The sequence below is a fragment of the Massilia mucilaginosa genome (genome assembly GCF_011682145.1).
Taxonomy (GTDB): Bacteria; Pseudomonadota; Gammaproteobacteria; order Burkholderiales; family Burkholderiaceae_D; genus Telluria_A; species Telluria_A mucilaginosa.
On sequence record NZ_WHJH01000069.1, the window covers coordinates 1 to 21,925 of the forward strand.

19 protein-coding genes and 1 pseudogene are annotated in these 21,925 nt (G+C 62.6%); 8 read left to right on the forward strand and 12 right to left on the reverse strand.

Going from position 1 to position 21,925, the window contains the following annotated elements:
* Positions 1-108 precede the first annotated feature (108 nt).
* The 4 genes from F2P45_RS30625 to F2P45_RS30640 all read right to left on the reverse strand — a co-directional run bounded on the left by F2P45_RS30625 (position 109) and on the right by F2P45_RS30640 (position 5,455).
* Positions 109-1,281, reverse strand: coding sequence for a DUF4150 domain-containing protein (locus F2P45_RS30625; RefSeq protein WP_166882003.1), 1,173 nt, complete (start codon positions 1,279-1,281; stop codon positions 109-111).
* Positions 1,247-2,443: a DUF2169 family type VI secretion system accessory protein gene (locus F2P45_RS30630; RefSeq protein WP_166882004.1), complete on the reverse strand. Its 1,197-nt coding sequence runs from the start codon at positions 2,441-2,443 to the stop codon at positions 1,247-1,249. The genes F2P45_RS30625 and F2P45_RS30630 overlap by 35 nt, the downstream gene beginning before the upstream one ends.
* Complete coding sequence (locus tag F2P45_RS30635; RefSeq protein ID WP_166882005.1) at positions 2,440-4,740, reverse strand: type VI secretion system Vgr family protein; 2,301 nt, start codon at positions 4,738-4,740, stop codon at positions 2,440-2,442. Before F2P45_RS30635 ends, F2P45_RS30630 begins: the two co-directional genes overlap by 4 nt.
* Positions 4,741-4,954: 214 nt before the next feature.
* Entirely contained in the window at positions 4,955-5,455 is a 501-nt protein-coding gene (locus F2P45_RS30640; RefSeq protein WP_166882006.1) for a hypothetical protein, read from the reverse strand.
* Positions 5,456-5,738: 283 nt separating this feature from the next.
* Here F2P45_RS30640 and F2P45_RS30645 point away from each other — a divergent pair, with 283 nt between their 5' ends.
* A complete protein-coding gene (locus F2P45_RS30645; RefSeq protein ID WP_166882007.1) occupies positions 5,739-6,284 on the forward strand; it encodes a dihydrofolate reductase family protein in 546 nt (181 codons plus the stop codon).
* Between the two features lie 57 nt (positions 6,285-6,341).
* Here F2P45_RS30645 and F2P45_RS30650 read toward each other — a convergent pair whose 3' ends face one another.
* Genes F2P45_RS30650 through edd form a run of 4 tightly spaced genes read right to left on the reverse strand, consistent with a single transcriptional unit; the run spans position 6,342 to position 10,000 of the window.
* Positions 6,342-6,851: a GNAT family N-acetyltransferase gene (locus F2P45_RS30650; RefSeq protein WP_166882008.1), complete on the reverse strand. Its 510-nt coding sequence runs from the start codon at positions 6,849-6,851 to the stop codon at positions 6,342-6,344.
* A gap of 58 nt (positions 6,852-6,909) precedes the next feature.
* Positions 6,910-7,416, reverse strand: coding sequence for a Rhs element Vgr protein (locus tag F2P45_RS30655; RefSeq protein WP_223164859.1), 507 nt, complete (start codon positions 7,414-7,416; stop codon positions 6,910-6,912).
* Between the two features lie 47 nt (positions 7,417-7,463).
* The gene (eda, locus tag F2P45_RS30660) at positions 7,464-8,087 is read right to left on the reverse strand and encodes a bifunctional 4-hydroxy-2-oxoglutarate aldolase/2-dehydro-3-deoxy-phosphogluconate aldolase (RefSeq protein WP_166882009.1); all 624 of its coding nucleotides are present in this window, start codon (positions 8,085-8,087) and stop codon (positions 7,464-7,466) included.
* Positions 8,084-10,000 carry a phosphogluconate dehydratase gene (edd, locus tag F2P45_RS30665; RefSeq protein WP_166882010.1) on the reverse strand — a complete coding sequence of 639 codons (1,917 nt, stop codon included), beginning with the start codon at positions 9,998-10,000 and terminating at the stop codon, positions 8,084-8,086. Before edd ends, eda begins: the two co-directional genes overlap by 4 nt.
* 276 nt (positions 10,001-10,276) lie before the next feature.
* Here edd and pgi point away from each other — a divergent pair, with 276 nt between their 5' ends.
* Together pgi and F2P45_RS30675 are read left to right on the forward strand one after the other, a co-directional pair.
* Entirely contained in the window at positions 10,277-11,920 is a 1,644-nt protein-coding gene (pgi, locus tag F2P45_RS30670) for a glucose-6-phosphate isomerase (RefSeq protein WP_166882011.1), read from the forward strand.
* Positions 11,920-12,840: an SMP-30/gluconolactonase/LRE family protein gene (locus tag F2P45_RS30675; RefSeq protein ID WP_229505398.1), complete on the forward strand. Its 921-nt coding sequence runs from the start codon at positions 11,920-11,922 to the stop codon at positions 12,838-12,840. Before pgi ends, F2P45_RS30675 begins: the two co-directional genes overlap by 1 nt.
* Positions 12,841-12,951: 111 nt before the next feature.
* On the opposite strand, the gene F2P45_RS30680 is transcribed toward F2P45_RS30675, so the two are convergent.
* Complete coding sequence (locus F2P45_RS30680; protein ID WP_166882012.1) at positions 12,952-13,695, reverse strand: hypothetical protein; 744 nt, start codon at positions 13,693-13,695, stop codon at positions 12,952-12,954.
* 169 nt (positions 13,696-13,864) lie between these two features.
* On the opposite strand from F2P45_RS30680, the gene F2P45_RS30685 reads away from it, so the two are divergent.
* Together F2P45_RS30685 and F2P45_RS30690 are read left to right on the forward strand one after the other, a co-directional pair.
* The gene (locus F2P45_RS30685; protein WP_166882013.1) at positions 13,865-15,421 is read left to right on the forward strand and encodes an ATPase domain-containing protein; all 1,557 of its coding nucleotides are present in this window, start codon (positions 13,865-13,867) and stop codon (positions 15,419-15,421) included.
* A gap of 287 nt (positions 15,422-15,708) precedes the next feature.
* Positions 15,709-16,568 (forward strand): annotated as a pseudogene (locus F2P45_RS30690) (sensor histidine kinase).
* Positions 16,569-16,598: 30 nt separating this feature from the next.
* Here F2P45_RS30690 and F2P45_RS30695 read toward each other — a convergent pair.
* The gene (locus F2P45_RS30695; protein WP_166882015.1) at positions 16,599-17,042 is read right to left on the reverse strand and encodes a hypothetical protein; all 444 of its coding nucleotides are present in this window, start codon (positions 17,040-17,042) and stop codon (positions 16,599-16,601) included.
* Between the two features lie 32 nt (positions 17,043-17,074).
* Positions 17,075-17,467 carry a hypothetical protein gene (locus tag F2P45_RS30700; RefSeq protein ID WP_166882016.1) on the reverse strand — a complete coding sequence of 131 codons (393 nt, stop codon included), beginning with the start codon at positions 17,465-17,467 and terminating at the stop codon, positions 17,075-17,077.
* A 373-nt stretch (positions 17,468-17,840) separates the two neighbouring features.
* On the opposite strand from F2P45_RS30700, the gene zwf reads away from it, so the two are divergent.
* The 3 genes from zwf (at position 17,841) to tal (ending at position 21,258) form a co-directional block, all read left to right on the forward strand.
* On the forward strand, positions 17,841-19,307 hold the full coding sequence (gene zwf / locus F2P45_RS30705) for a glucose-6-phosphate dehydrogenase (RefSeq protein ID WP_166882017.1): 1,467 nt from the start codon (positions 17,841-17,843) through the stop codon (positions 19,305-19,307).
* A gap of 106 nt (positions 19,308-19,413) precedes the next feature.
* Complete coding sequence (locus F2P45_RS30710; protein ID WP_126073995.1) at positions 19,414-20,268, forward strand: SIS domain-containing protein; 855 nt, start codon at positions 19,414-19,416, stop codon at positions 20,266-20,268.
* 57 nt (positions 20,269-20,325) lie between these two features.
* Positions 20,326-21,258, forward strand: coding sequence for a transaldolase (tal, locus tag F2P45_RS30715; protein ID WP_166882018.1), 933 nt, complete (start codon positions 20,326-20,328; stop codon positions 21,256-21,258).
* A gap of 47 nt (positions 21,259-21,305) precedes the next feature.
* On the opposite strand, the gene F2P45_RS30720 is transcribed toward tal, so the two are convergent.
* Complete coding sequence (locus F2P45_RS30720) at positions 21,306-21,917, reverse strand: TetR family transcriptional regulator (protein WP_166882019.1); 612 nt, start codon at positions 21,915-21,917, stop codon at positions 21,306-21,308.
* Positions 21,918-21,925 lie beyond the last annotated feature (8 nt).

The following is a 21,925-nucleotide window of genomic DNA, read 5'->3' on the forward strand; positions in this document are numbered from 1 at the left end:
TTGTCGGACTCGGAAAGCTTGGAAAGGTCGGGACGCGGGAGCTTGTTTGCCATGCCGCTATGATGAACGAAGCGTCCGGCGTTTACAACATGTATATTTCATCGTCACTCAGGCTGAACAGTTACCAGGCGTCATAATCGCCCCCTTATCAATTCCGAGTGTCTTGTATCCGTTTGGTCCATCGAATCCGTTAGGTGGAGGACGCGCCCTCTTTGGCGCAAGCGAAATATATACACCGCCCGGCAATGTCGTTGCAACTGTAGAAGCCGGGGTAATTGCGGCTTTGGTGGCTGGGGAACTGGCAGTAGTTGCCGCCGCCGCACCCTTGGCGTTCGCCAGATCCAACAACTTTTTCGCCTTGGATGCGCCACTCCAAAAAGTGAGGATCTCGATCCCGCCCCGCGCCGTCGCTTCAACGTACTGCCCCTTCATCCATGGATCGGTCACGGGCTTAACGATTGCCTTGGCCATGCCCAACAAATCCTTCGTTATGCTCGAGGCATCGACATTTCCCAGGCTGATTTCCTCGGTAAGTATCTGCCGGTCCAGGGTAGCAATCACCGCTCCCGTCGGTGTCATCTCGCGAGCCAACTTGGGCACGGCTTTAACAGCTTCATAGGCAAGTTCGCTGATGCCCATGACAAAGTCCTTCGTAACGCCGAGTGCTGCGCGTCCTAGCTGTGCATCCCAATCGCTGGCGGTTCCTGCAGTTCCTTGCAGTTCGCTAATCCATCCGCTCAACATCGCATTTGCACGATCGAAATCGAAGAGGCCGTCAGTCACATCCAGATTCATACGCCCGCTACTTAATGCGTCCCGCAGCGCTTTTAATTGAAGAAGTTTTTTGCTGACACGCGGCGCGGCGGCTGGTTTCGCCACCGACGGCGCAACAGTCTTGGTCATCGTCACGATCTGCCCGCGCGCACCGCCCGCGCCGGTGCTGTCGCAATTGATGCGGCAGGCACTGTCGTGCCGCGCTACAGGTATTGCGTTGACCTTGACGTTGGAATGACCCTCCAGTATCTGGAGATAGCCAGTACTCAGCGATGTGCCGGATATAATGTGCGCACCCGCGTTCGCTTGCGTATTCTTGAAAAGATCGCCGACGCGGTATACCGGCGTCCCCCGCGCCTTCACATCCGGCGATGCCGAATACTTGTGATCGAGCCGCGCGAAGCTGTTAAACGCCACCACGCACTTGCCCACCTTGCACAGGTCAGGCTCCGTGGCGACAGCCAGCCATCCCTCAGCGTGCGCGATATGTCGGGTTTGCCCCATCATCCACCCCGCTCAATGGTTGCGCTTCCGGCTGGTCCGACGCGGTAACCGCAATCGCCATGTCCACCACCGGATCGTCGTCGTAGAAATGCGTGCGCCACACCATCGATACCTGGCGTCGATCCAGATCGAAACGCAGGGTATCGAGCAGCGGGATGCTGATCACGTTGCCTCCGCTGGCAAGCCGGACAACAACAATGAACATCCATCCGGGCAAAACCATGTCCGTTTTATCCGGGAGCAAACCTGTCATGGTCACGGTTTCGTCGCCGCGCAGGTGCGGGGTCATCACCATGTCGGCAGGGGCATTTTGAAAGTACCGCGCATCAAAATTTTCTGGCAGCAGCGGATTCCGGTTGGCGCGCCAGTGCGCGTCAAAGTCGCCTTGATAGTCCACGCGCGGCGTACACCAGCGCGCAATGGCGCTCAATCCCTGTGGCGGCAAGCGCGAGAAAGGGTGGGTGACGGGATCGAGCGGCGCCTCGATCTGGGGAGCAGCGAGCACCTTTTGTTCAGCCACCCAGCGCGCAACAGATGTGCGGCCAGCCCGGCTCAGATGCCTGTAATCGCCTGAGGTGGGTAACCAGCCAATGCCGGCCGGATTGGCGCTGTGCCTGATCGTGTCGGACTCGCCATCGCTTGTGAGTGCGGCCGCGACGTCAATGCAGCCACCGTACGCCAGCCGGTAGTCCAGACAGACGGACTCGACAGGCGAAGCCGGTCCCAGGCGCCAGCCAAACGCATGCTTGCGGAACTGGCGCGGACCATGCAGGCGCACCAGCTTTTTGAGCGTCCCAACGCGTATCCCGGCGATCCACTGCGCACATGCCAGTCCACCCGGGGCGCGTGCGTGGCCGCTGACAAGAATGTCGGTGCCGGGTTTATAGGGCACCAGGTCGCCGTCTTCCTGTATCACCGAGCGCAGCGGATCGCTCGATGCCGGCCCGGCATACGTATCGCCAGCAACGACAGGATGTTGTTCTTGCGCCAGGGTGATGGTGTCGCCTTGCGCAGCAAAATCGAACGTCGCGCGCACCACAAGCACATCGAGGCGCCCCCCTTGCGGGCCTGTCTGCTGAAACCAGAAATGCGGCACGCCCGTGTGGTTAACGATGGTGGCCTTGCTCGCGGCGCGGCTGTCGTCCGCAGGGACCGGGGCCGTCATTTGGCCTTCTCCCCATCGCTCCCCGGGGCACTTTCCGCACTTCCGGAATTGAGAAGCACATCGGCCGGCCCGTCGACATGGACCTTGCCGCTCGCCTTGATATGGATGTCTTTGCTTTCCAGGTAAATCGCGTCCGGCGTCATGACGAACTTCGAATTGCCGCACACCAGTTCGATCTTCTCGCCGGCATTGACCGACACGACCTTGCCGACCTTGGTCGTCTGGCTGCGTCCCACCACCGTCGCCATGATCATGCCCACGTTCAGGTTGTATGCCATGCCGACGGTGTCGATGCGGCCCATGCCAACGTTCTGCATGGATGCCATGCCGATCGTCTCGGTCTTCATCCGCGCGACATTGATCGACCAGTTTTTACCGATCTTGTCTTTCTCGTTTTTAGCAACCGTTTTGCTGCGGTTTACGCCAACGCTGATCGCTTCGCTCTTGCCCACGGTTTCAGTGCGGTTGCTGCCGATGGAGATCGTTTCATTGATGCCGACTTGTTCGCTGCGGTTGCCGCCGATACTGATACACTCATCGTGGTCGACGCGTTCAGTACGATTGTTATGCACCGTGATCGTTTCATCCCGGTCAACCGTTTCGGTCCGGTCGCGTTTGATGAGGCTGGTTTCGTCACGGTCAATCGTCTTGCGCCGGTCGTTGCCGACCCATTTATCCTCGTCGTGCTCGACTTCGGTCAACTGATCCTTCTCCGCATGCAGCCACAACTGCTCCTGCCCCTTCTTGTCCTCGAAGCGCAAGGCATTCGCGTTATCGTATTTGCCGCCGGGTGTCGAACGCGACAGGATGCCGCTCTGGGTCTTATTCGCCGGAAGCGCCCACGGCGGCAGGGTATTCGCATTCGGCACCATGCCGGTGATGATCGGCCGGTCCGGATTTCCATCCATGAACTGCACCAGCACTTCCGTCCCGATGCGCGGAATCGACACCATGCCGAAATTCTCACCAGCCCATGGCGTCGCGACCCGGATCCAGGCCGAACTCTTTTCATCATTGGCCCCCGCGCGGTCCCAATGAAACTGCACGCGTACACGGCCATAGGTATCCGTATGAATTTCTTCACCGGCAGGACCGACGACGGTGGCGGTCTGAATGCCGTGGATTTTTGTCTCGCTGCTGTGATGACTGCGCGGTGCGCGCCACGGCACGATTTTTCGCACGCAGACCAGTGTATTCTCGTAATGGGACGGTGCCGTCGAACTCACATGGTAATTATTGCTTGCACTATGAATCAGCTCGACGATCAGGAATTCTCTTGCCTGCTGGTCCTGATCCGTCGTCCCGCGATCAAAGTGACCGGTAAGCCGGAACCAGCGACCTGGCATGGCATAGCGACAGTTGCCCGCGCCTTTGAAGTGCTTGCCGCTCGCTTCCAGCGCTTCCATGCGGGTCTGTGCCAGAGAACGCGCATCGCCGCCATCCTTGAACCCGAACGCACCCGTGTATTCGTAGGACTCAACATGGAATATCTGGCCTTGCCGATGAACCGTCGGCAGGGAAGTGAAAGCCGGCTGCGGCGCCTTGAAGTCGTAGGAAGCCAGGGCAATGCTGCCCTCCGTGATCTGGCGTCCCGGCGACCACTCGGCAATGCCGTCCTCCTCGACAGCGCCGCCATGGCGCTGGAACGGTATCTCCGGATCGCACCCGTCGATGGCAGGGGCGGCGCTTGAGTCGTCGGATAGCACAAGTTTGTGGCCAGTGGCACTGTGTTCGAACCAATAGAAAATACCGGCGGCAGCCCAACGCCGTTCCAGAAAATTGCTGTCGGTCTCGTCGAACTGGCAGCAATCGGTCATCACGCCGTTGGCCCCCTGGACCCGCCAATCCCAATCGGCCAAATTTGCGTAGTCCCCGAAGATGCTGCGGGCCTGCTCGTACAGCGAAGTGTGGTGAAACAGGTAGTTATCCTTGCGCAGGCTCAAATACTTAAACCATGGCGCCAGCCGGGCTTCGTAAAACGACACACCACCATCGACACGTTTCAGAGAAAAACCAAATACGCGTCCCGAGAAATAGCGCAGGCTGCCATCCTTGCGCACCAGCTCGATGCACATGAGCTTTCCCTGAACTTCTTTCAGTGGAATGCCGGGGTCGCCCGACAATAGCTCGACGATGAATTCGAACGGCCGGGACAAGCCTTCCGACGCATGAAGCTGATTGACGAGCAGCGGCGCGAAGGGGCCGTCGTCGTGCGGAAATGACAAGCGCAAGAGCCGACCATGCTGGCGGTCACCCACCGAGTCTTGCAAGCATTCAGAAAAGGAGATCGTCGCCATGGCCAGCCCACTGTTGTCGGTTTGAAGTATTTCCGCTTGGAATATTTAACTGACAGTAGTGGAATGAAAGCAGCGCTGGTTTGAGCGAACGCAGACACATCAAGAAGCGAGACAATAATGCAGAAAACGTGTTGTGGGGAAAGCTAAATTTCCCAAAAATATGTTGAAGCACAGCACTTCAAGACGTTTGCCGGGCAACGTGCGCGTTCAATTCCTACCCAGCGCACCCGGCCCGCCCCTTGCCATCCACCGCCCCGCTGTTGACCGTGCGAAATTGTCCCGCCCCGCCCGCCTTGCCGCTCAGGCAAAACCTGGCCCGATAGGCCCGTGGCGCGCTGGGCAGCATCGGTGGCTTGATCTCGATCAGCACCTCATAGACCTTGCCCGGCTGAAGTGGCAATGCTGTTGTTTTCGGCAACACGGGTAAGCGCCCCGCATAGGGAATGCACAGGCGAAACGTGACCAGAAACGGCCGTTCCGGGGGAATCGTCATGGCCCACATCAAGGACTTTCCTGCCGCCGTCATCTCGTTCACGCTGATCGAACGAAATTCCGGCGCGCCGAAACGGCGCTCGTCTTTCTGAAAAACCGTAAAGCACGGCGCGCCTCCGCTTCCCATCCGCACATCGAGTTCCCCGACAGGCGGTGCCGCCCACACGTTCACGCACCACGTGGCAGCCACGACAGCACACAAGATCAGCCGATTGGGTCGCATGAAAAAATTCCCCCAGAAAAGATTCAGTAAGTAAATACCAAGAGTAAAGAGCTTCCTCTGCGCAGTGTTGACTGAGCACATACTGAAACGTCATGTGGGAGTTGACGCAGGATCAGGGAATTTGTCCGACTCAAAGCGCAGCGGGGGTCACGGCGGATGAATTGACGACGGTGAGGCGCCGAGCGTTCAGCGTCAGGCTGTATAGTTGTCGCTGCGGGAGGGCGCGATTTGATTGTTCACCTGGCGCCGGCTCGGGACATGACACCTACAGCAAGGAGAAACCATGCGGCCACTGCGCTACTCCATCAATCTCACCCTGGATGGGTGCTGCGACCACCGGGTTGGGATTCCCGATGCGGAACTGCATCGCCATGCGGCCGAGACCCTGGCCCGGGCCGATGCGCTGCTGTTCGGCCGCGTGATCTATCAAATGATGGAAGCCGCATGGCGTACACCGGCGCCGCAGGGCGAGCGGCCCGACTGGACGGCGCCCTTTGCCCGCACCATCGGCGCGGCAAAAAAATATGTGGTGTCAAGCACCCTGGAGAGCGTGGACTGGAACGCGGAACTGGTGCGCGGCGACCTGCGCACCACCGTGGAAGCGCTCAAGCGCGAACCCGGCAATGGCTTGTATACGGCCGGGGTGACCTTGCCGCGGGCGCTGGCGGAAATGGGATTGATCGACGAGTATGAACTCATCGTGCATCCCAGGGTGGCGGGCCACGGACCGACCCTGTTTGCCGGCTTGCCGCGCATGTTGGACTTGGCCCTGGTGGGCCGGCGCGAGTTTGCCTCGGGCGCGGTGGCGCTGCGCTACGTACCGCGATGAGCACACTATCAGATGCCCGAAGCGGACATTGCCCCGCAAGCTTTCTATCGACCCTGCTTAGACGTCAATGCTGACTTCAAAACGCTCCGGGACAAGCGCGACAGTAGAACGACGCATGCCGGCGACCTGATTGAGCGGGTGCGTCATTGTAAAAAATGCGTCATCCGCAGTGTCGACAACCCACCCCTCCCGCTCATAGAACCGTTTCGCGCCGCCATTGACACGAAACACGCGCAAGTGCAGCGGACGACCTGAACGATGAGTACATTCCAGGATTTTTTGTAACAAGGCAGCCCCTATCCCCATTGATCTGACAGCCGGCGTCAGAACGAGCATGCGCAGATAGACGTCGGCGTCATTGACGTCGAGCTGGATATAACCGCAAAGCTGAGTATCAAGCTCGACCATATAGCTTGATGAAGCAACATATGCTTTATTGAAGTCGTCTCGCTGCCAGAGTCGATCCCATCCCCAGATGGATTCGATGTGCGCTCTCAGCGCGCTTTCGTAGAGCGTCCAAATGGTGTCCTTGTCCGCTGCGCAAGCAAGTCGCGTATTGATTTTCATGGAGTAAGCTTGGTTTTTCAAACCGCCGGTTTTGGGCCGACAGCGGCTGGTCGCAAGGTTAGCGGCGCGCGCCGGGCAAATGATTGCGGCCGGCCGGATCCTGCCGGAAGCCGGCCAGCACAGTTTCGAACAGCGACAGGCTGCGCGCGTAGCGCTGCTGCTCCATCGCCTTGGACGAACGCAGGAACTTGAGCACGAAATAGTCGGCCAGCAGGTCGCCCTGCGCCTCCATGTTGAAATCGGCCAGTGTCTTGTGCGCCGCCAGTTCATACGCATAGCTCAAGCCGATGCGCAGCGCGCCGCGCCACCACACCGGGTAGCCCAGCTGGTGCTGCCACACATGCACCATTTCGTGCATGAACCAGTGGCGCGTGTGCTCGTTACCGGCCGAAAAATCGGGCAGGCAACGGGATTTGTCGAAGTAGATGGTGCCGTTGGGCGTCATGGCACAGTTTTTCGGCTGCAGCCCGAACGGCAGGTAGCGCCGCGCGTGCACCTCCACCCGCGCGTAATCGATGGCGTCGCCGAACAAGGTCGACGCCATCCTGATTTCACCAGGCGTCATGGGACGCCCTGGTTTGCCGCGCCAGCAAGGTCGCACGTGGCCGCGCCTTAACGCAGTGCGGACGCCGCCCGTGCCAGCTCGGTGATGCGGGCCCAGTCGCCGGCGACGATCGCGTCCTTCGGCGTGAGCCACGAACCGCCCACGCAGGCCACGTTCTTGCACGCCAAAAACTGCGGCGCCGTCTCGATCGAGATGCCGCCGGTCGGGCAGAACGTCACGTCCGGCAACGGTCCGCCGATCGCATTGAGCATGCCCACGCCGCCCGCCGGCACCGCCGGGAACAGCTTGAGCTGGCGAAAGCCCGCTTCGCGCGCGGCCATCACTTCCGACGGCGTCATCACGCCCGGCAGCAGCGGCAGGCCGCTCTTGCGCGCGGCCTCGATCAAGGCCGGGGTCAGGCCCGGCGAAACGCCGAACACCGCGCCGGCGTCGCGCGCCGCCGCGAATTCATCGGCTTGGGTCAGGGTGCCGACGCCGACGATGGCGCCTTCCACCTGCGCCATCGCGCGGATCGCGCCCAGGCCGTGCGCGGTGCGCAAGGTCACTTCGAGCACGCGGATGCCACCCGCAACGAGGGCCTTTGCCAGCGGTACGGCGTGCTCCGGATCGTCGATGGCGATTACGGGAATCACGCTCGCCGAGCGCATGATGTCGAGTAGGGTCATGGTCATTTTGGGTTCTTGATCAAAAAGTCTTCGTCGGAGCCGGGCACGGTATCGCCAATGTCGGCGGTGTCGTGCAGCGACACGGTGGTAGGAATCGGCGATGGCAGCGGGAAGGTGGTGGCACCCTTCTCGGCTTCGCTGATCGCGTTGCGGAACATGGTAAACAGTTCGCGGCCCATGCCGATATGGCTGGACGACAGGTCGGCCGTGGCCTGCGAGCGCGCGGCCCACACCGCCGCCGGCACCAAGGCTTCGAGCGTGCCGGTGGTGGCGTCGAGACGGATGATGTCGCCGTCGCGCACCAGCCCGAGCGGGCCGCCTGCCAGGATCTCGGGCGAGACGTGGATCGCCGCCGGCACCTTGCCCGAGGCGCCCGACATGCGCCCGTCGGTCACCAGCGCCACATGGCGGCCGGCGTCCTGCAGGTTGGCCAGCGCCGGCGTGAGCGCGTGCAGTTCCGGCATGCCGTTGGCGCGCGGTCCCTGGAAGCGCAGCACGGCCACGAAGTCGCGATCGAGTTTGCCCGCCGTGTAAGCGTGCATGAAGTCTTCCTGCGAATTGAAGGTCAGTGCCGGCGCCTCGACGATGCGGTGTTCTTCCTTGACCGCCGAGATTTTCATCACCGCGCGGCCCAGGTTGCCGGCCACCAGGATCATGCCGCCATCGCGCGCGAACGGCGCCGCCGCCGGGCGCAGCACGCTGTCGTCGCCGGTCAGCGCGGGCAGCTCCTTCCAGATCGCCTTGTCGCCATCGAGGAAGGGTTCCGCGCAGTGCGCGCGCAAGCCCTTGCCCAGGATGGTGGTCACGTCGTCATGCAGCAGACCCGCGTCGAGCAGTTCGCGGATCACGAAACCGGGGCCGCCGGCGGCCTGGAAGTGGTTCACGTCGGCGTCGCCGTTCGGGTAGATCCGGGTGAGCATCGGAATGACCGCCGACAGCTCGTTGAAGTCGTTCCAGTCGATCACGATGCCGGCCGCCTTGGCGATCGCCACCAGGTGCAAGGTGTGGTTGGTCGAGCCGCCGGTGGCGAGCAGACCGATCACCGCGTTGACGATGCATTTTTCATCGACGATCTGGCCCACCGGCGTGTAGCTGCCGCCCTGCTGCGAAATGGCGACCGCGCGCTGCGCCGCGGCGCGCGTGAGGCCGTCGCGCAGCGCCGTGCCGGGGGTGATGAAAGCGGCGCCCGGCATGTGCAGGCCCATGATCTCCATCAGCATCTGGTTGCTGTTGGCGGTGCCGTAGAAGGTGCAGGTGCCGGCGCCATGGTACGACTGCGACTCGCATTCGAGCAGCTCGTCGCGCGTGGCCTTGCCCTGCGCGTACAGCTGGCGGATGCGCGCCTTTTCCTTGTTCGACATCCCGGTCGTCATCGGCCCGGCCGGCACGAATACCGCCGGCAGGTGGCCGAAGTGCAGCGCGCCGATCAGCAGGCCCGGCACGATCTTGTCGCACACGCCCAGGTACACCGCCGTATCGAACATATTGTGCGACAGCGCGATGGCGGTCGCCATGGCGATCGCGTCGCGCGAAAACAGCGACAGTTCCATGCCCGGCTGGCCCTGAGTGACGCCATCGCACATGGCGGGCACGCCGCCGGCGAACTGCGCCACCGCGCCGACTTCGCGCACCGCATCCTTGATAATGGCCGGGAAGTGCTCGAACGGCTGGTGCGCCGACAGCATGTCGTTGTAGGCCGAGACGATCGCCACCGATGGCTTCTTGACCTGCTTGAGAATCAGCTTGTCGTTGGCCGGGAAGGCCGCGAAGCCGTGCGCCAGGTTGGTGCACGACAGCGCGCCGCGCTGCGGGCCGTCGACGCGCGCCGCATCGAGGTGCGCCAGGTACGCGCCGCGCGATGGACGGCTGCGTTCGATGATGCGTTTGGTGACCGATTCAACTACGGGATGCAACGCCATGGTCGTTCCTTATGAATTTATTTCGTGAAATTTTACTACAAAATCTCCCAGAACCATACATCTTGGTCACCCGACTTGCTCACTTTGGTCATCCGTTGCCAATGAACAGTCGATGAAGATGGCTGGCAACATCTATAAAGGCACGCGTTCGACTAGTTAAGGCTGCCAGTTTTTTGTAGTGAATTTACGTGAATTTCTGTATTATTCGATCATCTTCTTCGATGCGCTGGCCGCGCGGCCGGCACCCGATTCCCACCAACCGAACAGCGAGTACCAATGCGCCAGCCTGCCCTCACCTCCACCGCCAGCTTCCAGGCCCTCGAAACGCACGCCGTCGAGGCCGAAGACTGGGAACTGCGCGGCCTGTTTGCCGCCGACCCGCAACGTTTCCCGAAACTGACCGTCGATGCGGCGGGCCTGTTCCTAGACTATTCAAAAAACCGGCTTGACGGGCGCACGCTTGAACTGCTGGCCGACCTGGCGCGCGAGCGCGGCGTCGAAACCCAGCGCGACGCCATGTTCGCCGGCGAGCGCATCAACCTCACCGAACGGCGCGCCGTGCTGCACACCGCCCTGCGCGCGCCGCGCGGCACGCCGCTCGTGGTCGACGGCCAGGATGTCAACGCCGACGTGCACGAAGTGCTCGACCGGGTGCGCATCTTCACCGACGCCGTGCGCGCCGGCACCTGGCTTGGCCACAGCGGCAAACCGATCACCGACATCGTCAACATCGGCATCGGCGGCTCCGACCTGGGACCGAAAATGATCTGCCTGGCGCTGCGTCAATACGCGCACCCGCGCCTGACCATGCACTTCGTCTCCAACGTCGACGGCCACGACATGGACGCCGCGCTCGGCAAGGTCAATCCCGAAACCACGCTCTTCATCATCGCCTCGAAGACCTTCACCACGACCGAAACCATGATGAACGCGCAGACCGCGCGCGCCTGGTTCCTGCGGCACGCGGGCGAAGACGCGCTGGCGCGCCATTTTGTCGCCGTCTCCACCAATACCGAAGCGATCAAGGCCTTCGGCATCGACCCGGCCAACATGTTCCCGTTCTGGGACTGGGTCGGCGGCCGTTATTCGGTGTGGTCGGCGATCGGCCTGCCGGTCGCGCTGGCGGTCGGTTTCGGCCACTTCAGCGACTTGCTGGCCGGCGCGCACGCGATGGACCAGCACTTCCAGCAGGCGCCCTTGGCGTCCAACATGCCGGTGCTGCTTGCGCTGGTGGGCTTCTGGAACCGCCAGTTCCTCGGTTGCGGCTCGGTCTCGATCGCGCCCTACCACCAGGACCTGAACCGCTTCCCGGCGTATTTGCAGCAGCTCGACATGGAAAGCAACGGCAAGCGCGTGACCAAGGGCGGCCAGCCGGTCGACACGCCGACCTGTCCGGTGATCTGGGGCGATTGCGGCACCAACGGCCAGCACGCCTACTTCCAGCTGCTGCACCAGGGTACCGACATCACGCCGATCGACTTCATCGCCGCGCTGCGCCCGGGCCACGAGCTGGAAAACCACCACGCCGCGCTGCTGGCGAACTGCTTCGCCCAGTCCGAAGCCTTCATGCGCGGCAAAACCATCGACGAAGTGCGCATCGATTTGCAGTCGCAGGGCTTGTCGCTGGCCGAAATCGAAGCGCTGGCGCCGCACAAGACCTTCCCCGGCAACCGTCCGAGCAACACGATTCTGATGGAGTACCTCAAGCCCTACACGCTCGGCGCGCTGATTGCGCTGTACGAGCACAAGACCTTCGTGCAGGGCGTGATCTGGGACGTGAACAGTTTCGACCAGTGGGGCGTTGAACTGGGCAAGGTGCTGGCCAAGAAGATCGAGGCCGAACTGACCGGCGAGCCGCAACCGGCGCTGCACGACAGCTCCACCAATGGTCTGATCGCCATGGCCAGGGCGGCGGTGTAATGGGCACCGACGCTGTGGTTGACAACCTCGCAGTCGCTTACGACACCCCGATGCTGGTGGGCGAATGCCCGCTCTGGCATGCGGGCGAACAGACCTTGTACTGGGTCGACATCGGCGGCTTTACGGTGCACGCGCTGCACCCGGCCAGCGGCGCCCACCGCGAGTGGCGCATGGCCAGCGAACCGGCGGCACTGGCAATCCACGCCGGCGGCGGCCTGGTGGTGGCCACGCGCGCCGGCTTCGTGCACCTCGACACCGGCAGCGGCACTGTAGCCGACGCGGTAGCCGACATCGCTCCCGCACCGTACGACACCGCCACCACGCGCTTTAACGATGGCCGCGTCGATGCGGCCGGGCGCTTCTGGGTCGGCACCATTTACGAGCCGCGCGACCGGCAGGCGGCGCAGATGTTCTGCCTGGAGAAAGGCGTTGTCAGCCTCAAATGGTCGGGCGGGATGATGAATTCGAACGGACTCGGTTTCACGCCGGACGGGCAAGCGATGTATCACGCCGACACCGCATCGCACAGGATCGACCGCTATCGCTTCGATGTGGCCGGCGGCGAGGCCAAGGCGCGCGAGACGTTCCAGCTGTTTTCGGCCGATAAAAAGGCCGATGATTACGGCGGACGGCCTGACGGCGCCGCAGTCGACAGCGAAGGCGCGTACTGGTGCGCGATGTTCGAAGGCGCGCGGTTGCTGCGCTTTGCGGCCTCCGGGGAACTGCTGCGCGAGGTCAAGCTGCCGGTCAAGTGCCCGACCATGATTGCGTTCGGCGGCGACGATTTGCGCACCTTGTATGTGACCAGCGCCAGCCACGGGCGGCCGGAGGCGGAGCGCGAGCGCTATCCGCTCAATGGCTGCGTGCTGTCGATGAAGGTGGATGTTGCGGGACGGGAGGAATACGCGTACCAGCCATAATATGATGGACCTCTGGTCTCAAGACCGTCTTCCCCGCGAAGGCGGGGAAGACGGTGCTCGGGTAAGCGATGTGCGCTACTGCTGCTTGCTACTTCGACTGCTACGATACGCCTACAACTTCGGCGTCATCGTATACAAATTCTTGAACTCATTCTCCGTCCCCGGTCCCTTCTCTTTCCCCTGCATCTCGCGCTTGAGCACCACCAGCCGGTTATTCACCACCCCGAACGTGAACTCCTCCTTCGTGGTCTTCTCATACGACATGAACACCATCAGCTTGGCCCTGACCGTGTGCGTCGTCACCGCCCCCAGCGGCACGCCGTCCGGCCCGAGCCAGAAGCGCGCCTCGATTGTATTTTCCTTGATGCTGACGTTCTGGTTCACCTCTTCCTGCGGCGCCATCACCAGCTCCACCAGCCTGGCCGGCTTGCCCTGATAGGTATCGGCACGCTCCGACTTGAACTGCGCAATCGACAGCGACTGCAGCAAACGCGGTGCGTAATTCATCGCCATCGCCAGGCGCGGCGCCGAACTCGATCCCACCAGTTGCGACAAGGCCTGCTTGCGCTTGGCCCCCTTCGCCACGCTCGCCTCGTCCGCCGCGCGCTTGAGCAGCCCGCGGTCCCAGCGGATCTCCAGTCCGGTCGCATCCTCCTCCACCTGCGCCGCCGCCATCGCCGTTTCCGGCCCCTTGAGCGGCTTGGCGTCGAATTCCGTGTGCGTCTCGCGCACCTCGTACGCCGCCCGCAACGTGCCCTGGCCCTGCAACAGGCCCAGCGCCGCTTTCATGTCATCCAACCCGCCCGCACAGGCCGGACCGGCGGCCAGCAATCCCAGTATTACCAAGTATTTCATAACCATCCTGTCGTTTAGTCGCCATCGAAGCACCGATTCCGCCGGGTAATATACCTTCTAACAACGATGCACGGCAAAATGGCAGTTGTGCTGAAACGATTCGATGCCGGGTGATAAACTAGTGTGCAATTAGGAATGCATAAAATACACTGAAGGAAGTCACTTGAACATGCTGGTCAACACAGGCATCACCGGACTGGACGAAGTACTGCTCGGGGGACTCCCACGCGGCAATAACCTGATCGTGGAAGGCGCGCCCGGGACCGGCAAGACCACGTTCGGCCTGGGATTCATCTACGCCGGTGCGGCCCTGTACGACGAACCAGGCGCCATCGTGTCCTTCGAACTCGATACGGCCAAGCTGCTGCGCGACGCCTCGGGCTTCAACTGGGACCTGCAAGGCCTGATCGACGCCGGCAAGATCAAGGTGATCCAGACCAGTCCCGCCGTGCTGCTCAGCGAGTTCCGCAACGCCGACGGCGCCTTTGCCGACGCCCTCAAGTCGATCGGCGCCAAGCGCCTGCTGATCGACGGCCTCACGCCCATGCGCCTGTACGCCGAAGTGCACGACAAGCCGTTCCGCGAAGACGTGCACCTGCTCATCGAAGGCCTGGCGCGCATGGGCGTGACCACCATGGTCACCGCCGAACGCGACGAAAGTCTCGGTTCGGTGCCGTCGCACGAGCGCTTCGTGTTCGATACCATCATCTCGCTCACGCGCGAAGAGCACCGCCGCCGCGTGCACCGGCGCCTGACGGTGCTCAAGTCGCGCGGCCAGGACTTCATCGCCGGCAGCCACACCATGCGCATCGAAGGCGGACGCGGGGTGCACGTCTACCGCCGCGCGCAGTCGCGCCCGATCAGCCTGAACGACCAGCAAACCTCCGACCAGCGCATCTCGACCGGCTCCAAAGCCATCGACGAGATGATGGACGGCGGCCTGTACGCCGGCTCGGTCACCATGGTCAGCGGCATCTCGGGCACCGGCAAGACGGTGTTCAGCGTGCAGTTCCTGACCGCCGCCATCGGCACCGGCCACAAGACGCTGCTGGTGAGCCTCGACGAACACCCGCGCCAGTTGATCCGCAACGCCGCCACCCTCGGTTTCGACCTGGCCGGCCTGATCGACAAGGGCGAGCTGTTCATCCACTACGAGTCGCCGCTCGAACTCGAACTCGACATCCACTTCGACCGCATCATCAAGCTGGTCGAGGAAAAGGGCATCGACTGCGTGGTCTTCGACTCGTGCGCGGTGTACGAAATGACCAGCCCGACCGAGGTGGCCGACTACCTGTACGCGCTGGCCACCTTCTTCAAGAACCGGCTGGCGACCATCATCTTCAATTACGAGAGCCCCGAGCTGCTCGGCATTTCGCAGATCAGCGAAGAGCTCAAGGGCTCGCACCTGGTCGACAACATCATCCTGCTCAATTACGTCGAAATCTCCACCGTGCTGCGGCGCGCGATCGCCGTGCCCAAGGTGCGCGGCAGCCGCAATCGCCAGATAACGCGCGAATACGTGATCGCCGAAGGCGGCTTGCAGCTGCTCGACGAAGAAGGCGGCTATGCCGATCCGGCCGGGGTGGTGCCGCAACTGCCGTTTTCCTCGTATTACGGCCTGCTTTCGCGCTCGCCGTCGCGCCAGAGTCCTCTGATCGAAGACGCCGTGGCGCGCGGCGCCCCCCTGCCCGACTCGGTCGACCTGCCGACCGATAATCCAACATGATCAACCTGGCCGTCGCCAGCGATGCCGGCATCGACTGGGACGAATGGGTCACGCCGCTGACCCAGTTTTCGCAGGCCAGCGGCCTGACGGTGTCGCTGTACGACGTGCGCGGCTGGCGCCAGGTGGGGCCGCTGGTGGCTTCCTCCACCGCGCGCGTGTTCGCCGGCCGGAGCGCCGAAGAAAGCAGCTTTCACGGCATGCGCATGTGCAGCCTGGCGCTGACCCAGTTCGGCAAGGTGTACGGGGTGCTGGTGTATGGCTGGCGCTTCAACGACTTCAGTTCGCCCATGGCGTGCGAAGCCATCGGCGCGCAAGTGGGCGTGTCGGGCAATGCGCTGTGGAGCGAGGTGCGGCTCGAGTCGCCCGTGTCCGAGGCGCGCCTGGCCACCTACGGCGCGCTGCTGCAAACGCTGGCCGGGTCGATCGACCGCCAGCGCGAAACCATCGAAGAACTCAATCGCGTCAACCGAGCGCGCGATCTGTTTTTGGCCACGGTGTCGCACGAGATGCGCACACCGCTGTCGGCGCTGTCGATGCGCATCGAAGTGCTGCTCAAAACCGTGAGCGACCTGCCGCCCAAGGTGGAAAGCGGCTTGATGGCGATGCGCGTGCACATCGGCCAGGAAGCGGCCATGATCGACGACCTGATCGACGCCGCGCGCACCCTGACCGGGCAAATGTCGATCACGCGCACGCCCGTGATGCTGGGACAGGTGCTGCGCGACGCCTTGTCAACGGTGGAAGGCAGCGCCAGCGAAAAGGAGATCGTGCTGGTGGTCACGCCGGTCGACTACGGCGAGCGCGTGCAGCTGGAGGCCGACGGCCGGCGCTTGCAGCAGGTGCTGTGGAATCTGCTGTTCAACGCGATCAAGTTCACGCCGCGCGGCGGCACCATCCGGGTGGCGATCAGCGAGGGCGCCGAGCAGGTCGAAATCGCCGTGGCCGATTCGGGCCAGGGCATCGCGGCCGACGATCTGCCGCACGTGTTCGGAGCCTTCAATCTCAGCGCCACGCGAATGCGGCCGGGCTGGGACTGGGCTTGTACATTGCGCGGCACCTGGTGGAGCTGCACGGCGGCTCGCTGTCGGTGGCCAGTGCGGGCAAGGACAAGGGGACCACGTTTACGATCCGCTTGCCGGTGAAGTAAGCAGGCCATGCCCGCAGGCCGCCAATGTGCTTACTTCTGCTGCGCACAGAACGCCGGCACCTGGCCAAGCTCGCCCAGCCAGGAGCACATGCTCCCCCTTGCGAACGGATAGGCCGGATGCGGGTCCTGCGGATCGACGTCCGGTGTCGGCAGGCTGCTTTCGAGCGGCGGGGAACCCGGTGCAAGATCCGGATGCGCATGGGCAAAGGTGCCGCAGCGATTCAACGCGTAGATCCAGGCATGCAGCATGTGGAATTGCGGCGTCCACTTGACATCCGGCGCGACCGGCAAGCCTTGCGCGACGGCACTCGCCGGCAGGCACTGTTTCGGACTCAGCGACTGCCGGAACACCAGTTTGCGCGCATCGAGGGCGGGACGTTCATAGTTCAGCCCGGTGAAGCAAACGCCGTTGTGATGGTGCCAGACGTCCTGCTCGCCGGAAAATCCCTCACCATACAAGTGCGCGAACGGCACGGAACTGTCCCCCGGCGGATATTTTTCGCCATTCAGGCGGGTCGGCGATGGCCCGGAATAGAAGAAAACAGCCCACAGGCGGCCTCTGGCATCGTAATTGAGCCCTTCGGGCCGCCCGGGTCGAACGCATAGCCCAGCGAGCCTTTTTCCGGACGCTGCACCCAGTGCGTGCCGTGGCCGTGGAACGACGGCGTCCAGGGAACGAAACCGGCGCGGATGGCGCTGCGGATGTTGCGGTAGGCCTTCGTCCCCTGGCAGGCTGCGGCCAGTTGCCGGTCGAGTTCCGTGAAGTCGCTGGTGCTCAGGACCGGCGTCGCCTTGGTCTCCGGCGCGCAGAAATCGGCATGTCCGTGTTGTTGCTGGGCGAGCGCGGCGGCGGCCAGCAGGGCGGCCAGGGCGGCCTTGCGTTTGTGGATTGCTTGCATGATGGATCTCCGAAAAGTAGGGGAGCATGTCGACGATTCGATTCGGTAACATGCCGGTTGCACATACCTTGAAAGGGCTGTGCTCCGGGGATGGGGACAGGCAGGCCGTGCGGCCCTCGCTCCTCATCCGTTCCAATCAAGGTTCTCAGCGCGGCGCGCGCCGACCTTGCGGCATCCTTATGTTTTCGGGAAGCCGCATCCAAGCGGCTTGATCTGGAAATCCGTAGTAAAATTTCTTGCGAACCCCCTATATATGTAGTAAATTTACACAAACAGCTTCGCTACCCGTTCTGCTTGTGCTCCCTTGCGTGCGCCAGCCGTCGGCAACTAGCGGCATCATCATCCGGCCCCCTACTTTCAGCGATCACATACTATGGCTCTTACCGATTTTGACCTCGTTCTTTTTGGCGGCAGCGGCGATCTGTCGATGCGCAAGCTGCTCCCTGCGATGTACGCGCGCGATGTCGCCAACGACCTGCCGCAGACCGCCCGCATCATCTGCGTCGGCCGCAACGACATCTCGCAAGAAGAATTCCTGCAAACGGTCGAGAGCACCTCCAAGCCGCACGTGAAAAAGCTGGTCGAGGAAGGCTGGGCCAAGTTCGTCAAGCGCATCGTCTACGTCTCGCTCAACGCCACCGACGCCGCCACCTACCCGGCCCTGGTCGAAGCCCTGCGCAACGACGACAAGATCACCCGCGTTTATTACCTGGCCACGCCGCCGCACCTGTTCGCGCAAATCTGCGACAACCTGGCCGCCGCCGGTCTTGCCACCGCCAATTCGCGCGTGGTGCTCGAAAAGCCGCTCGGACGCGACCTCGAATCGGCCAAGCAGATCAACTTCGAAGTCGGCAAGGTCTTCGCCGAATCGCAGATCTACCGGATCGACCACTACCTCGGCAAAGAGACCGTGCAGAACCTGCTGGCCCTGCGCTTCGGGAACATCCTGTTCGAACCGCTGTGGCGCCGCGAATGGATCTCGGACGTGCAGATCACCATCGCCGAAAAAATCGGCGTGGGCAACCGCATGGGTTACTACGACACCTCCGGCGCCCTGCGCGACATGCTGCAAAACCACCTGCTGCAACTGCTGTGCATCGTCGCCATGGAACCGCCCACCTCGATCGCGCCCGACGCCGTGCGCGACGCCAAGCTGCAGGTACTGCGCTCGCTCAAGCGCTTCACCCCGACCACGCTGGCGCAGAACATCGTGCGCGGCCAGTACCGCGCCGGCCACGTCGATGGCAAGGCCGTGCCGAGCTACCGCGACGAACCGGATGCGCCGCAGCAGTCGCGCACCGAAACGTTCGTGGCCATCAAGGCCGAAATCGATACCTGGCGCTGGGCCGGCGTGCCGTTCTATCTGCGCACCGGCAAGCGCATGGCCGACGGCCTGGCCGAAATCGTGGTGCGCTTCAAGCAGATTCCGCACTCGATCTTCAACCAGCCGACCAGCAGCTTCCAGCCCAACAGCCTGGTGATCCGCCTGCAACCGGACGAAGGCCTGTCGCTGAACCTGATGGCCAAGACGCCGGGCGACAGCATGCGCCTCAAACAAGCCGAACTCGAACTCGATTTCCGCGAGCAGTTCAAGACCCCGCGCATGGATGCCTACGAGCGCCTGCTGCTGGACGTGCTGCGCGGCCAGCTGACCCTGTTCATGCGCGGCGACGAGCTGGAAGCGGCGTGGGAATGGGTCGAACCGATCCTGGATCACTGGGACCAGGAAGACAGCGTGCCGATTCCGTACAGCGCCGGTACCTGGGGGCCTGCCGCGGCCAGCGCGTTGATCGGACGCGATGGCCTGCAGTGGCGCGAAGAAGCGCTTCCAGAGGACTAAAAGTGGAAGAGCAAGGAGTCTTGCCATGCATGGCAAGACCGTTACGCAGGCGCGGTGCAATGCACCGCGAAACCCCTGCTCCACCATTGCCGGAAGACTGACGCCCGTGTTACTTGACTCCATCCGCACCCAGCTCGACTCGCTCTCCAAATCGGAGAAAAAAGTCGCGCTGGCGGTGCTCGACCAGCCATCGGCCACGGTCAGCCAGAACATCACCGCGCTGGCCAAGAGCGCCCAGGTGTCCGAGCCGACCGTGGTGCGCTTTTGCCGCACGCTCGGTTACGACGGCTGGCACGAGTTCAAGCTCAAACTCGCCCAGGGCCTGGCCCTTGCCCTGCCCGGCGCCAACGAGCAGCCGACCCAGGACGACCTGGCGGCGGATCTGGTCAACAAGATTTGCAGCCGTTCCATCAACACCCTGCTCGACCTGCGCAACAACCTCAATCCCGAAGCGGTCCAGCGCGCGCTCGACATTTTGTCGCGCGCGAAAAAGATCGAGTTCTACGGCCAGGGCACGTCGGGCATCGTCGCCACCGACGCCCAGCACAAATTCTTCCGCTCCGGTGTGCCGACGGTAGCCTACGCCGACCCGGCCATTCACAGCATCGCCGCCTCGCTGCTGCATGCGGGCGACGCGGTGGTGGCCATTTCCCAGCGCGGCAACAACTCGGCGCTGGTGCGCTCGGCCAAGCTGGCGCGCCGTGGCGGGGCCGATGTGATCGTGCTGGCGCCATCGGGCACCCCGCTGGCCGACATGGCCACGGTGCTGATCCCGATCGACCTGGTGTTCAACATCGACCCGTACACGCCGATTTCGGCGCGCCTGGCCTATCTGGTGGTGATCGACGTGCTGGCGGTGGGGCTGGCCCTGCAGCGCGGGCCGGAGTTCAGGAAGAAGATGCAGAACGCGCAGAAGGCGTTGCAGGAATTCGACATGCAATTCGATTCCTTTATCGGATAGACAAGGCTGTACATGGTTGTACAATAAGGTTTGATCTACTTACCCGTTAGCGCAACCATGAACCAACTCGAACAACTCAAGCAATTCACCAAGGTCGTTGCCGACACCGGCGATTTTCAGTCGATCAAACAGTACACGCCGCGCGACGCGACCACCAATCCGTCGCTGATCCTCAAGGCGGTGCAAAAGCCCGAATACAAACCCCTGCTCGAAAAAGCCGTGCGCGACTTCCCGGACCTGTCCACCGGCGATGTAATCGACCGCGTGCTGGTCGACTTCGGCATGGAAATCCTCAAGATCATTCCGGGCCGCGTCTCCACCGAGATCGATGCGCGCCTGTCGTTCGATACCGAAGCGACCGTCGCCAAGGGCCGCGAACTGATCGCCCTGTACGAAGAAGCCGGCGCCGGCCGCGAGCGCGTCCTGATCAAGATCGCCTCGACCTGGGAAGGCATCCGCGCCGCCGAGATCCTGCAGCAGGAAGGCATCCGCTGCAATATGACCCTGCTGTTTTCGCTGGCCCAGGCCATCGCTTGCGCCGAAGCGGGCGCGCAGCTCATTTCACCGTTCGTCGGCCGCATCTACGACTGGTTCAAGAAAGCCAACGACCTTGAGTACACCGGTGCGGAAGATCCGGGCGTGCAGTCGGTCAAGCGCATTTACAACTACTACCGCAAGTTCGGCTACACCACCGAAGTGATGGGCGCGAGCTTCCGCAACACCTCGCAAATCCTCGAACTGGCCGGTTGCGACCTGCTGACCATCAGCCCGGAACTGCTGCAAAAACTGGCCGACAGCAACGAGCCGGTCGAGCGCAAGCTCACGCCGGGCGCGGGCACGGTGTCGATCGAGAAGGTGGCGATCGACGAAAAGACCTTCCGCTTCATGATGAATGAAGATGCGATGGCGACCGAAAAGCTGGCCGAAGGAATTCGCGCGTTCTGCGCCGATTCGGGCAAGCTGAAACAGATCATTACCGGGATGCGTTAATCACTACCGCCACGTCGTCCGCGCACTGCCGGACGACGTGGCGCCTTTCAGGCGCGGAGAGAATCAAGATGCGTATCGACGATTTCCGCACCCAGCTGCTCCAGATTAAAATCCGGCATGATCAGCCAGCCGCGCACCAGTCCCTCGATCAGGATGAACAATCCCAGCGCCGCCGCTTTCGGCTTGACCGTGTCTTTTAAGCGGCCATGCGCGATCCCTTCCTTCACGATCCGCTCGGCGCTGGCCAGGAAAAACTCGCGATGCTGCAGGCGCCGCTCGCGAATCGCCGACAACTCGCCCACATATTCCAGCTTGAGCGTGGCAATCTCGAACACCCGGCGCGCCTTCGGATCGTTGATGGTCAGGTCGAACACGCACAGCGCATAGCTGCGCAAATGCCCGAGCGGATCCTTGCCGGCCGCGGCGTCGAGCGTCTGCATCGCCGCTTCGAGCGGCATGGTGGCGCGCTCCATCATGGCGTTGAACAGCGCGCCCTTGTCTTCAAAATGCCAGTAAATCGCACCGCGCGTCACGCCGGCCGCGCTGGCAATATGCTGCAAGCTCGTTCCCGACACACCCCGCTCGATGAACAACTGCTCGGCCGCGTCCATGATGCTGTCGCGCGTTGCCAGCGCATCTTCCTTTGTCCTGCGGACCATGCAACTTA